We start from the raw sequence: 12,834 nt of genomic DNA, 5'->3' as shown, positions 1-12,834 counted from the left end.
TATTTCTATTGTGCAGATTAACTTTTTTCAAATGATATTACGATTCATCCTTAATGTTATTATTTATTTCATTTATGAGGTACTCAGGCATAATATCGCTCTTAAATGCATCAAACAATAATCTTTTCCAGTACACAGAGTTTCCTTTTCTAAAGATATTTTCTTTTAAAAACTGAAGACTTTCATCATTTGCAGAATCACCAAACATTCGAAGCAACAATACATGAAACTGTGACGCTAGTACCTCACCAAAAAGAGAATGAGAGGAATGAGCGGGCAATGTTGTTAACTGGATATTGTTTGCCCAATAGGCATGATTCCAATCAGCGGGTCTTCTCAGCTGCTGCGTTTCCTCCACAATATCCCACCAAAGCTTATTCAGGTTTTGAGAGGGGTTTGCATATAATTCATATTCGAAGGCTGTAATGGAAATGGCTTCATAAAGCCGAAATAAGGTATTAATAAAATATTGTTTTGATTGAATAAAAGGCGCAAATGAGGTGGTTGGGCCAATGGTTGAGGTGAACCAGCTTTTTTTATAAGCTAATCTCTCAAAAAACAAAGCGACAGCCTCACTGATAAAGGGTTGAGAGGCTTTTCTTAAAATGAAGGGGACGCTAGGGGAAAAATTGAACTCGTACAATGCATGACCTAATTCATGTAACAAAAGAGCTACAGATTCCTGATCTTGTTTAAAATGAATTGAAAGGCGTATATCTTCTTCTCGATCCACATTGAGACAAAAATTCTCTCTAGATGGATTTGGGTTGGATGAAAATTTACTTTGTCTAATTATGTCCTGTATATTAAATCCTTTGTCTGAAAACCAAACGTTTAAAGACTCTACCACCTTGTCTTTGGTTAACCTTTTGTCTTGTGTTCCATTGAAAAACGGTTGATTATAATGCCAAGGCATAGGATCTTTTTGCAAATCAAATTTATCTTTTAACTCGTTATCCATTTGAGTTTTTATAAAAACATAAGTTTCATCTAAGTTCCTTTTCAATTTTTGAATAAGGTTTGTGAGATCATCCATTTCAAGTTCTTGACTCTTTAGTTTTAACTCATAGAAATGAGAAAACCCCTTCGATTGAGCTAGCTTATTTCTTATGGAAACAAGCTCTAACAGGTCTCCCTCAATTGCATCACCCAGCTTCATTTTATTCATCCAAAGTTGTTCTCGTTGTATACTATCGGTACTGTTTTGTAAAAGGGTTAAGGCTTCATTTTCATCCAATTCGCTCCCTTTAAACAAGGTTTTGTATGTAAATGTTTTAGAGGTTATGTTATTCACGAGCTCCATATAATCTTCTTGGCACGATACATCATACGACACTTCAAGTCCCTCATTCTTCAATGCTGAAATTTGGCGCAAGATTGAGTAATCCATATCAGAAGTTCCTGAACTTTGAGTCAGTGTAGCGATAGTGTCACTAAGTAATATTTGGTTGTACTTCTTCCGTTCTTCATTTAGTTTACTTTTCCAACTTTGATCATTTGTTGTTGTCATCCAAAGTGCATACATATATTGTTTATACTGAGTATGTAAAGCTTTAGTAATTGAGGAAAGCTTGGAACTTATATTAGTATACATACCAATGTCTCCAATCAATCTTTTGTTCAGTATAAGAAACTTTCAGTGTTTTTTTCTCTGCTTTATTTGTTTAAAAAACTCGTGAGTTTACCCAATAAAGGTCATCCGCAAAAGGTATGTCTCCCGAGTGATGTGATTAGACAATATAGGGAATGAAGGAAAACTCATAGAAGACTTTTTCCGTCTCTGGTTGTATTATCCTGTTTTTTTTCAGAATTGCTTTAATTGTAAAATAGATTCTTTTATACTTAGTTCATGAAGGAAAAAGGAGGGATAGAAGTGGGGATGAATACAATCGATGACGTCATCACTGAAACACGGAAAATTCATATGGAATTTGATTCGACCATTCAACCATATAAAATCGATTTATGGAGATATTGTAAATACATTACAGGTTCTCCATGGGAAGGAGAAGACCTCTTTCAAGAAACCTTATTGAAAGCCTTTACTTCTTTAACACAAGTATGGAATGCTATGGATCCAAAAGCCTATCTGTTTCGAATAGCGACCAATAATTGGATCGATCATTTAAGAAAGCAGAAAAAGGAACTTGAATATTTCGCCATAGAAGAAGATCTTTCTGACGAAAGTAAGTTATCTGATTTTGAAATTCGGGAAGCCCTTGAATCTTTGTTATTAAACCTTACACCGAAACAAGCAACAATTTTTTTATTACTTGATGTCTTCTCATTTACCGGAACAGAGGTTGCTAGCATGACAAATATGTCTGAAAGCGCTATTTACACCTCTTTACATAGATCTCGAAAGAAATTAAAAACCCCTATTAAGAAAGAAGTAAAAATAAGGGAACCGGAATCCTCTTCAGAATCTATACTCGATAAGTATCTTGTATATTTCAACACCTCTGATGTTGAAGGACTTCTCAATTTGATGACAGAAACAGTAGAATATGACGTATCGCCTGGATTCAGGGAATTTTCAAAACAGGAAGTTCGTAACGGTTCCCTTCGATTTGGGCTTCCTGGACATTTAGGCAAGAGAATAATGTTATGGGGAAAAGAAGTAAACATTGTATTAGCAAAAAAAGATGATATCTACGAGCTTCACGATATTAACTATCAAGAAGTTTTTGAAGACAAGATTGTTTTTCATAAAAGTTATTTCTTCTGTAAAGAATTAATGAGTGAAGCGGCAAAAGAACTAGGTATCCCGCTGCAATTGGAAAAGCCTCCGGTAGATTGGCGTTGAAAAAGAATGGCTAGTCTTAAGAGTACAAGCTAGTCGTCAATCCATATAATAAGTAATGTATAAAAAGCCTTGTATAAAAAGCCTTGTCCCTAATAAGATAAGAAAGGACCTCAATATCCAGTGGATTTGAGGTCCTTTCTTATCTTACTCTTCAACTAAAGCACCCGTTAGTTAAACAACAGAAGGTTTCTTAGTCAAGAACCGATCCAATCATATTACGGGTATTAAACATATCATAAGGTTCAAGGTTCAAGCTTCAAAATAAATTCTTCCACATCCTTGCCTCTTGCGTTGGAAAAACCCTTATCTTCAGAGATGATTTTAAACCCGCATTTTTCCAATACCCTGATGGAGGCGAGGTTATCTTTAGCGGCACGTGCATAGAGCGGGCGTACTTCAATATGCTCCAGAAACTCTGACAACGCTTTAGTTGCAATACCTTGACCCCAATATTCCTTCCCAATCCAGTAGCTTACTTCGGGTTCGCCGAACTGTTCAAAGTTCGAGACCCAGTGACAATGTCATTGAATAATATAGTCTTAATTGTGATGGTCTCGTCAGCGATAATTTTTGTCCAATGGTCAAAAAATGCGTCCTTATCAGTGGGGTCTTTAGCTGTAAAGGCAGCCATATAGTTCGCCGTTGAATCTAGTTGTTGTTCAAAAAAGATAGGAAGATCTTCCTCTGTGATATCTCGTAGATTCACTTCGCCTTTGCTAATGGATTCCATATAATTCACAAGCTCCTTAACATATTTTTGAATATAAATTCTTCCGAGTTTAGAGAAATTCCTTCTTCAACTATCCTGCCCCGTTAGTTAAATAACTCCAAGTCTATGATAACCTAGCCTGTAAATTGCGTTTGAATATTATTGCAAAAAGAAACTCACCAAATACCGGCGAGTTTCTTTCACTTTTTATGCCAATTCACTTGTCACTCGGCTTGTTATTCTAGTTCTTATTTTTAAAAAAGCACCTCAAAGTGGAACCCTTTATAACTTTATTAGAGCAGCCTTTGGTTACTATAGTAGTTTCTTTATCTCCTGTAAGATTTGATCCGACTTTCGTAATGGCTCAATCACAGCATACTCAATATTGGAATAAATTAAGTTAATGAGATCTTGGGTTGCAAGTAATCCAAGATCGATGCAGTATGTCTCTTTCATATGTGATTGCACCGTTTTAATAAGCTCTATGTGTTCATCATATGGTAATTGTAATCTCACTTTACTTCTCCTTAACTTGTAATGATTTCAAGTGAATTAAATACATGGCGAGGATTAATGACTTGTGTAATACCATATAAGATGCAATCTAAAAAGTGATCAATAACACAAGATGACGGTTTTCCATCCTGGCGTAAGATGGGCTCTATTTTTACCGTACTTATTTCTCCGTCAAACGTTTCAACTTTAAGTATTTGAAGTTCCTCTCCGAAAGTCATAATCCCCTTATCACCATAAATGGTCGTCCGATGGTCTTGAAGAGGATTGTTCCAGCTTACATTGATGGAGCCTACTACTCCACCTAATGTCTTTAAAGAAATAACAGCTCTATCGTCTAACACACTATTTTTAAGTACCTTCCATTCTGAGAAGACATCTTCAAGTATCCATTGCATTAAGTCTAACTTATGAACTCCCAAATCTCCTACTACACCAAATGTAGATAGTTGTTGATTAAAGAACCAACTGTTCTCTCCATCCAAACTCCAATACTTTGGGCCAGGATGCTGGTAATTAGAAATGAACTGCAAAATATTACCGATAGAACCTTCTGCAATCATCTTCTTGGCCTTCAAATGGACAGGATCAAATCGTTGATTATGCCCCACCATTAACAATTTATCATTCTCCCGAGCAACGTCGAACATTTCATTTAATTCTTGGATAGATGTAGCCACTGGCTTTTCCACTAAAACATGTTTGTTTTGTTTCAAAGCTTTTATACTTTGATCTGCATGAAATATATTTGGAGTGCACACCGAAACAGCTTGTATATCTTGATGATCAATGATGTCATCGGCCCGATCGGTAACAAAGGGAATATTGTATTTAGAAGCCAAGGCCGTTGCTCTCTCTAGATTCTCATCGCACAAGCCAATGACCTCGACATCTTTCCTCTCCAAATATTCTGGAAGATGACGAACTTGAGTTATTTTTCCACATCCAATAATTCCAACACGCAGCCTATTTATCATTTCCTCCCCCTTTCTCCTTGATTACTTCTTGGAGATGACTTTATATGAGCCTTTCCCTTCCACAATCGATAAAATCTGATTTGATTTAATGTTTTTAAAGACTTCTTTTTTTCCACTTGGCCATCTAATATCTAATTGATCAAGCGTTTCACTTTTTCCTAAGCCAAGATGGATACGCGGATCGCTTTGGGAGCCGAAACTGTTTCCTCCATCTTTTTCAACCACCGTTTTAATGCCATTATTGTGGAAAGTAAGCCTAGCCCCTATTGCCTCTCTATTACTGGGAGGGGTTCCTTTAAGGTCGATTTTAATCCAATTTGTTGGTTTCTTTTGTATATTCGTGTAAACTTTTGGTTTTGCCCCTTGATTTGCAAAAAATAAATCCAAGGTTCCATTGTTATCGAGGTCTCCTACCGCCACCCCACGGCCATCTTTTTTAAATGTAATTCCCACATCTTTAGCGACATCGGGGAAGGTTTTGCCTTGATTAAGAAAAAGTGATTTTTGTTCATGACCAGACATATCTTTGTCACCAATCGCTGGCCAGTTCTTTGCATCCTCAACGATGTTACCAGGAGTTGTGGCAAGGGTCCCCATGTCAAACCAATAGGTCTCTCTTGACTTTCCTGTAATGAATCCGTTGGTCACCACCAGACTCAAATTCCCTGAGTTGTTTACGTCAAAAAATCTTGCGCCCCAAGACCATCCGGATTGAAATATATCTAGTTCTTTTGCTCGATCAACGTACTTCCCTTTAGAGTTCATATGCCAGAGTTGGTTTCCCTCTAGCAAGTACTTTTGTTTACTAATGTTCGATACATAGTTTGCAAAATTCCCATCATGGAAAACATCCGCAAAATCAACATTCATACTTTTATACGTATCTTCACCAATCCCCCGGTGTTGAGTGATTTTTTCAAAACGCTTTCCAGCTTTATTAATCAGTAGGGAATCAGCTCCAAAATCGTTTGCATTATAAATATCAGGATAGCCATCGTTATTAATATCGGCCATTCCAGTGGCGAGGGTCCAACCGGTATCATCTAAATTAAGTTTTTTTCCAATCTCAGTAAATGTACCGTCTCCATTATTTTTGAAGAAGTAATTCTCTCCTCCATTTCTTGCTTTTTCAAAATCATTATGAAAGATTTTTGTGCTTTTCAGATTCCATAAGTCAACATCTTTTCTAAAGTAGTTGCCGATATACAAATCCAAATTACCATCTCGATTGTAATCTATGGCAATGGCTTTTGCTGCATAACCCATTGCTTTGAGTCCTGAGGATTCTGTCACATTCGTGAATGTACCATCCCCATTGTTCTTAAATAGTTGGCTTTTGCCCCATGCACCAACAAATAGATCTTGAAACCCATCATTATCATAATCAAACCAAAGGGCGGTTTCAGAAATTCCTTCTTTATTAACATCACCGATCCCAGCCTGATCCGTTACATCCTCAAATTTATTGTTACCCTTGTTTTTATACAACTTGTTACTCGAGCCTTTTTTAGAATTAATTAAATAGACATCGATTTTCCCATCGTTGTTGTAATCGTTTAGGAATACACCTGCACCAGTTGATGCAAGCCAAGGCATAACATTGCTCACTTTCTTGTCAAATTGAGGTTTTTGATGGGTGAAATTTATTTCGGTGGATTGCGTAATATCCTTGAATTTGAATCCATAGTTAACCTTAGCTTCTTGTTGACATGCACTTAATAAGATTACAAAAACCACTAGAACTAACATGGCTACTTTTTTTACAACTGGTTTCATCATCGATATCCATTATCTCCTTCTAATGTGTTTCTGATTTTATCAATCCATAACAAATAGTAATCACGGTCGGTACAGTACTCATCTAGTTCTTCTTCAACTTGGTAACAAATTTGAATGAAACCATTCATTTGCTCCTTGATAGGAAGGGGTAAAGCCTCTATTGTGCTCTCCCATAGTTTAGGATTTTGTTTTTTTCGTGCTTCTAAGCCAAATGCGAGTCCTTGGGCAAAACTGCTCGTGTCTTCAGATGAAAGAGAAGTCAGTATAGTACTTCCTAATGACAAATCATCAAATTTACTATATGCAACGGCAAGACCAAGGCCGCTTAAAATATCGTTTCGAAATGGATGGTCTTTCCCCAATCGGTCAAGTTCAGTTAAAGCCGTTGACCAATGAAATTTACTTTGAAACCAGAGGCTTCGTCCAAACCCCTGATAACAAACTCTTTGCTGTGGCACAGTAAAGTGTTCTAATACTGCTAGGCTTTTTTTATTATGGTAAAAGGTAAATAAACCAACTTTAAAACCCACACCATCAAAAAGTATCAAAGCATATTTGAAGTGAAGCTGCCTAATCCAGTCGTCGTATTTTTTAGGGTTATAGCGATAGCGGTAATGAAGCCACCATCCTAAGCCAACGTAGTATTGGTATATCGATCTGCTAGTCAGGGATTGAATGCTGGTTTCAAATGAGCGCCCTCTTTTTTTAAAGAAATGCGCTCTTAATCCAAAACCAATTCCGGCACCTTCATCAGTAAATCCCCGGTAAAAGGTGGGAGAGAGATGTTCGATAAGGAATCTGAGGAGTCTAACAGAGGGGATCAAAAAAGCCAGGAAAGCTCCACTGAAAAAATGGAAAAGTATGCTGAGAAATCTCTTTTTAAAAAATGAATGGTTCCCGGAAAAGTAGTGTGTAAGAAACTTAACCATTATGAGCACTCATCCTTATTCCATTAATTTGTTTTTAAAAAACTTAAAAGGTCTTCTACTTTTCGAAGATTCATTAGTTCATGTTCCTTAATGAATATATTGTAATCACGTTCGAGATACACCGCTAACTCAAGAGCCATTAGGGAATCAATCCCTAAATCTGCAAAATCACTATCTTCTTTAACCTCATTTACATCAATTTCTACCATTTCTGCAATTAACTCTAAAATTCTTTGTTTTTTAATTTCGTATGACATCTAACCACCCTTTCTAAATTAATCCACCATCAATAGTTATGACTTGGCCAGTTATATAGGAAGCGTATGAAGATAGTAAATACAAAGCCATATGAGCTACATCTTCAGGTTCTCCTATTCGATTCAATGGAATATCCTTTTGAATTTTGTTCCATTTATCTTTAGGGACTCCACTAATCATATCTGTTTTGATATATCCAGGAGCGATACAATTGACCCTTACACCTAGTCGACCTACTTCCCTGGCAAGGGCCTTTGTCAATCCAATGATTCCCGCTTTAGAAGCTGAATAGTTTACTTGTCCTTTTGTACCAATTAATCCAGATATGGACGTAATGTTTACAATAGCCCCCTTTTGCACTAACAAAGTACGAAGTAGCTTACGAGTCAAGTAGGAAGTAGCGGTTAAATTCACCTGTAGCACTTTCTCCCATTCCTCGTCCTTCATTTTTAAGAAGGGTTGATCCATTGTAAATCCTGCATTGTTGATGAGAAAATCAATCTTTGTGGGATGACTTGAAAGGTAGTCAATTAGACGATCCAACTCGCGTTTCTTTTCCAGATTGCACTGAATGGCCTTGAGCACTACATCCTCATTTTTCAACTCTGCTAGAAGGGATTCTGCCTGTTCAATCCCATTATTATAGGTAAAAATTACATTGGCTTTATTTTTGACTAACTGGGTGACAATTTCTCTTCCAATTCCTCTTGAACCGCCCGTCACCAACGCGGTTTTGTTCGCAAAGTCCCTAAGATTAAACATGCGTTCCCCCTCAAGTTTTTTCAATAATGGTCGCAGCATTAAACCCGCCATATGCCGCTACGGTTTTTAATACACTGTTCATTTTCTTAGTAATTTTCTTTTGAGTGAAAGGTAGTGCAACGCTTGGATGTGCGTGGAAATCTGGAGGGAAAAACGGTGGAATTACATCTTCATTCAAGCTAAATATTCCTAAAACTAACTCTATGAGACTGTTAGCCCCTAAGGTGTGACCTATAAATCCCTTAAATGCAGCAACATGGGGGATTTCTAGATTTAAATCTTTAAAGGAAGATGTTATTTCTCTTGCTTCATACTTATCCCACATCGGAATTCCTGTACCATGTGGGATAATAAAATCGACATTACGCCCATATCGGGATAAAGCCTTTTTAATTACTTTTGAATACGACTTTGCTGTTACATCTGGTAGGCTAATTCGCCAATGGTCTTGTTGAAAAGCCGTTGTAATATAACGACCTAAAGGCGAGTGCTTTCTTTGAGTTAAACTGTCTTCTGATTCCAAAATAATAACTCCGGCTCCATCCCCAAGTACTGACCCTGTAGCTTTTTGATCGAAAGGAGCAATAACATTATTAGACGCATTAAACCCCTTTTCGTTTAACCACAAGTATTCAGTCACATGTGCATAATCACTGGAAACAACAATAACCACATCGGCCTGCTCGCTTTTAATCAGATTACTCCCTAATTCAAGAGCATAAAGGCCGGAAGCACAGGCATTATTGATGGTATATGTGGGTCCATTTACTTTTAATATTTTTGCCAAGTGATAGAGAAAATTAAAGTTCTGGAGTCGGAAAAAATCATGTTTATATTGTTGAAAAGATTCTAGCGGACTCGACGGATCTAGTAAATTGGGTTTTTGTATCAGACCATCAATTAAATGGTTCACCCCTAAGTTTTCATGAGCAATGACCAAAGCAACTGTCTTATCCATGCAGTTAATATTGGCATTTCGAAGGCCCGCTAATGACGCAATCAATAACAAAAGAAAGTCTTTATCCTCCAGCAAGAACTGTTCAATATCATCTTCACGAATACCAAACTCTGTGAATAATTTTTCTTTAAGATACGCTAGCTCGTCTTCTCCGATGGGGAATACAGGATACTCAATTTCAATATTATTATTTAGAAGATACTGTCGTTTGGCCGGGTTTTGTTCATTTCTAAACAGTTTTCTCCAAGCAGACATATCATGCCCAAGAGAAGATATTAGTCCAATACCTGATAAATAAATGTCTTTCATCATTTTGAAATCCTATTAAGACTGAGGCAATATGTCCCATGACCCCTTGCATACGTGTACATTTTATCGTTATTGGTACTCTCATCTTTTAACAACGTAAAACTCTTTTTTATCAGCTCTCTTGTAATATTTCTTGGATTTTCTACAGTGTTGCCTTCTTTATTTACAGGATTAACGGATAACTGCAGTGAATCGTTTTTTGGTTGTCTTTCAAGAAGTATGGCTCCTACGCTCTCAAAGTCGGGGAGGAATTCTTCAACTTCTGATTTATATTTGGTAGGTGGAAAAATATTTAGATCACAAATTAGGATCTTTTCCGCTTTCCCCTGTTGAATAAGGTCATAACCATACAAAAGACTCTTAAATCCAGAATCAACCCCATCGGATAAGGTAATATTGGGGCCATTAAACTTGAAAACGATAGAAATATGGCCACCTACTACATTTAATACCGTCCCAGGAAAAATTGATGGATTCACTTTTGTCGGACCATACTGATCACACTCTTGAAACATATCTTGAATAGCTTCTAAACTACCATAGTTATTAGAAACGACTATCCCGATTTGGCTATTTTTTCCCAACAACCCTTTATAGCCAGCAAACCGGAGTGCTTCTGAAATAGCGATGCAACCATACCTGCTCACCTTGGGAAGTCGATTCAATCCTTTAATATGAGTGTACTTCAGTTCATTTGGTAATCTGTTTTTACTTGAGGCAGTAGAATCTTTTTGCATTCTTCCAATCAACTTCTCAATCCCAATGCCAAAGGGAGAGATACAAGAAAGCCCACTAATATATACCATATTTAACTCACCTAGATTCCAGTTTCTGTTTTATTAATGCGTTTAGCAATCCATATTCTAAAAGGGATAATGGTTAACAAGCTAATGAGGGAAAGAGCATAAAACTGGGGATTTGGAATGCGATAGATACGGAAGATCGCATCTAACGCGCCGACTAAAAATGCAAATAGGATTCTCTCTCGCCTTGTACTTGGGGTTGATTTGGGATCGGTAATCATGAAAAAGGCAAACAACTGGAGAGATGCTCCCATTAGGGGACCTAGTGCTGCGTACATTGGAGCCCCCAACCAATAGTGGCGAAGTAGTCCGAACAGTGTAAAACTGCCTAGAAATGAAAGGACAACATCGAGTCGATTCGCCATGTAGGTTGCAAAAATACCCAACAACAGAATAACCATCATGATTTCAAACCCATTGGTCCATTGCTTAGGTGTACTGACGGCATATTGATTTAATGTGAACAAGACCAATACTACCGCTATATTATTGGGATTAAAAATATGTCCTTTTTTGAACCGTACAAACATTTTAATAACAATAGAGAGAAAGCTAGTAAGTGCATAGATCCAGGGATAAGGAGAACTAATTAACAAACCAACCCCCGTCCCAGTTATGACCGCACTAAGTGGAAATCGCCATACTTTATGGACAAGCCTTGTTAGCACAACTTCAGTTGTAACGGAGACCACAATTCCCGTTAAAATGGATTTCCAAGATTGAAAAAAACCTAGATAAACCATGCCGGCCAAGGTAAATGAAAAAAGAAATAGCAATACAAAATACCTGGGGTCAACCTTATAGTCCTTCCAGGAAGTAATTATCTTAAGCGATTGTTCTTTTAAATTGATCATATATCCTCCATATGCGCTATTTCCCTATAATAATTGACGAATTAATTCCCCCAAAGGCATAGGCATTGGAAATGATATTTTCACCGTCAAAATTAGCGGGGTGATCTTTGATTACATGAACCTCCACTTCTGGATCCACTTGATGCAAGTTTGCCGTGGGGGGAATAATTTTCTCATTTATAATTTTCACGCTCAACGCTGCTTCAATCACACTGGCCGCACCTAAGGTATGGCCTATATTCCCTTTGACTGAGCTCGTAGTAATACCACTTCCAAAACATTTGAACAGGGCTTTACTTTCCATCGAATCATTTGCCCTCGTTCCAGTGCCATGTGAACTAACATACTGAATATCCTTTGGTGACAACTGAGCATGTTGAAGAGCTTCTTGCATTGCCGTGATTGCCCCCACTGCGTCTGGATCTGGTTGAGTTATATGATGAGCATCACAATTGAGACCATAACCTTTTATGACAGCTTTTGAATTTCTTGACCTTTTTTGAAGATGCTCAATACTCTCTAAGATTAAAACTGCTGCTCCTTCACCTAGAATTAATCCCTTTCTATCTTTATCAAATGGACTACAAAAATCAGGGGACATCGCACGTAAACTGCTAAAGCCCGTAAAAGCTACCCAAGATAAAGCGTCCACACCTGCAGCAATCATCACATCTACTCTACCGGATTGTAATTCGTCCATCGCCTTTGCTATGGAAAAATTCCCGGCCGCACAAGCATTGGTGAGGGTCCACGAAGGCCCTCCTAGCTCATAATAGTCCCGAACATTCTTCGCCAAAAGATGGGGACCATATTTCATATGAGCGCCTTCTCGACTTAACCCATTCAACTCTCCCATTGTTGTTCCGACACTTAATCCACATCGAGCGGATTGTAAGAAACTCTCGTCGAGTCCTGCATCAAATAATGCATCGTCTATCGCTGTAATGAGCAAGCTTGTTGCCCTGCCTTTTTCATAAACCTCTGGGATACAAATTGATTTAAGATCTTTTACCTCACATGCATTACGATTATGTTGATCCTCTACCGGAAACAAAGTTACCTGGCTGACACCACTTTGTTTATTTAGCATATTTGACCACGTTTGCTCGATATTTGAGCCTAATGAAGAAATTACGGATATTCCAGAAACAGCAATGGATCGCATGAATCGATCCCC

11 protein-coding genes and 1 pseudogene are annotated in these 12,834 nt (G+C 37.6%); 1 reads left to right on the top strand and 11 read right to left on the bottom strand.

Features of this window, described 5'->3' with window-relative positions; translation table 11 throughout:
• Positions 1-37: 37 nt before the first annotated feature.
• Positions 38-1,594: a gluzincin family metallopeptidase gene (locus BLT53_RS21830; RefSeq protein ID WP_090238749.1), complete on the bottom strand. Its 1,557-nt coding sequence runs from the start codon at positions 1,592-1,594 to the stop codon at positions 38-40.
• A 285-nt stretch (positions 1,595-1,879) separates the two neighbouring features.
• Here BLT53_RS21830 and BLT53_RS21825 point away from each other — a divergent pair, with 285 nt between their 5' ends.
• Entirely contained in the window at positions 1,880-2,806 is a 927-nt protein-coding gene (locus BLT53_RS21825; protein WP_244520543.1) for an RNA polymerase sigma factor, read from the top strand.
• A gap of 242 nt (positions 2,807-3,048) precedes the next feature.
• On the opposite strand, the pseudogene BLT53_RS21820 reads toward BLT53_RS21825, so the two are convergent.
• From BLT53_RS21820 to BLT53_RS21770, 10 genes and pseudogenes are all read right to left on the bottom strand, one after another.
• Positions 3,049-3,536: pseudogene (locus BLT53_RS21820) on the bottom strand (GNAT family N-acetyltransferase).
• Between the two features lie 506 nt (positions 3,537-4,042).
• A complete protein-coding gene (locus tag BLT53_RS21810; protein WP_090238740.1) occupies positions 4,043-5,005 on the bottom strand; it encodes a Gfo/Idh/MocA family protein in 963 nt (320 codons plus the stop codon).
• A 21-nt stretch (positions 5,006-5,026) separates the two neighbouring features.
• A complete protein-coding gene (locus BLT53_RS21805; RefSeq protein ID WP_244520537.1) occupies positions 5,027-6,784 on the bottom strand; it encodes a CRTAC1 family protein in 1,758 nt (585 codons plus the stop codon).
• Positions 6,781-7,713: a DUF1702 family protein gene (locus BLT53_RS21800; protein ID WP_090238737.1), complete on the bottom strand. Its 933-nt coding sequence runs from the start codon at positions 7,711-7,713 to the stop codon at positions 6,781-6,783. Before BLT53_RS21800 ends, BLT53_RS21805 begins: the two co-directional genes overlap by 4 nt.
• 23 nt (positions 7,714-7,736) lie before the next feature.
• Positions 7,737-7,970: an acyl carrier protein gene (locus BLT53_RS21795; protein ID WP_090238734.1), complete on the bottom strand. Its 234-nt coding sequence runs from the start codon at positions 7,968-7,970 to the stop codon at positions 7,737-7,739.
• A gap of 13 nt (positions 7,971-7,983) precedes the next feature.
• A complete protein-coding gene (fabG, locus tag BLT53_RS21790) occupies positions 7,984-8,733 on the bottom strand; it encodes a 3-oxoacyl-ACP reductase FabG (protein ID WP_170834469.1) in 750 nt (249 codons plus the stop codon).
• Between the two features lie 10 nt (positions 8,734-8,743).
• Positions 8,744-10,003, bottom strand: coding sequence for a beta-ketoacyl synthase N-terminal-like domain-containing protein (locus BLT53_RS21785; protein ID WP_090238728.1), 1,260 nt, complete (start codon positions 10,001-10,003; stop codon positions 8,744-8,746).
• Positions 10,000-10,806 carry a beta-ketoacyl synthase N-terminal-like domain-containing protein gene (locus BLT53_RS21780; RefSeq protein WP_090238725.1) on the bottom strand — a complete coding sequence of 269 codons (807 nt, stop codon included), beginning with the start codon at positions 10,804-10,806 and terminating at the stop codon, positions 10,000-10,002. The genes BLT53_RS21785 and BLT53_RS21780 overlap by 4 nt, the downstream gene beginning before the upstream one ends.
• 11 nt (positions 10,807-10,817) lie before the next feature.
• Positions 10,818-11,657 (bottom strand): RnfABCDGE type electron transport complex subunit D, encoded by an 840-nt coding sequence (locus BLT53_RS21775; RefSeq protein ID WP_090238722.1) that lies wholly within the window; start codon positions 11,655-11,657, stop codon positions 10,818-10,820.
• Positions 11,658-11,673: 16 nt separating this feature from the next.
• On the bottom strand, positions 11,674-12,822 hold the full coding sequence (locus BLT53_RS21770) for a beta-ketoacyl-[acyl-carrier-protein] synthase family protein (RefSeq protein ID WP_090238719.1): 1,149 nt from the start codon (positions 12,820-12,822) through the stop codon (positions 11,674-11,676).
• Positions 12,823-12,834 lie beyond the last annotated feature (12 nt).

Source organism: Fictibacillus solisalsi (assembly GCF_900103485.1).
GTDB lineage: Bacteria > Bacillota > Bacilli > Bacillales > Fictibacillaceae > Fictibacillus_C > Fictibacillus_C solisalsi.
The sequence above is the reverse complement of the archived record's forward strand: the minus strand, read 5'-3'. Positions and strand labels throughout refer to the sequence as shown.

Coding starts and splice junctions, on each gene's coding strand:
- BLT53_RS21805 (WP_244520537.1), bottom strand. CDS start 6,784: ATGATGAAACCAGTTGTAAAAAAAGTAGCCATGTTAGTTCTAGTGGTT.
- BLT53_RS21770 (WP_090238719.1), bottom strand. CDS start 12,822: ATGCGATCCATTGCTGTTTCTGGAATATCCGTAATTTCTTCATTAGGC.
- fabG (WP_170834469.1), bottom strand. CDS start 8,733: ATGTTTAATCTTAGGGACTTTGCGAACAAAACCGCGTTGGTGACGGGC.
- BLT53_RS21830 (WP_090238749.1), bottom strand. CDS start 1,594: ATGTATACTAATATAAGTTCCAAGCTTTCCTCAATTACTAAAGCTTTA.
- BLT53_RS21780 (WP_090238725.1), bottom strand. CDS start 10,806: ATGGTATATATTAGTGGGCTTTCTTGTATCTCTCCCTTTGGCATTGGG.
- BLT53_RS21825 (WP_244520543.1), top strand. CDS start 1,880: ATGAATACAATCGATGACGTCATCACTGAAACACGGAAAATTCATATG.
- BLT53_RS21775 (WP_090238722.1), bottom strand. CDS start 11,657: ATGATCAATTTAAAAGAACAATCGCTTAAGATAATTACTTCCTGGAAG.
- BLT53_RS21800 (WP_090238737.1), bottom strand. CDS start 7,713: ATGGTTAAGTTTCTTACACACTACTTTTCCGGGAACCATTCATTTTTT.
- BLT53_RS21785 (WP_090238728.1), bottom strand. CDS start 10,003: ATGATGAAAGACATTTATTTATCAGGTATTGGACTAATATCTTCTCTT.
- BLT53_RS21810 (WP_090238740.1), bottom strand. CDS start 5,005: ATGATAAATAGGCTGCGTGTTGGAATTATTGGATGTGGAAAAATAACT.
- BLT53_RS21795 (WP_090238734.1), bottom strand. CDS start 7,970: ATGTCATACGAAATTAAAAAACAAAGAATTTTAGAGTTAATTGCAGAA.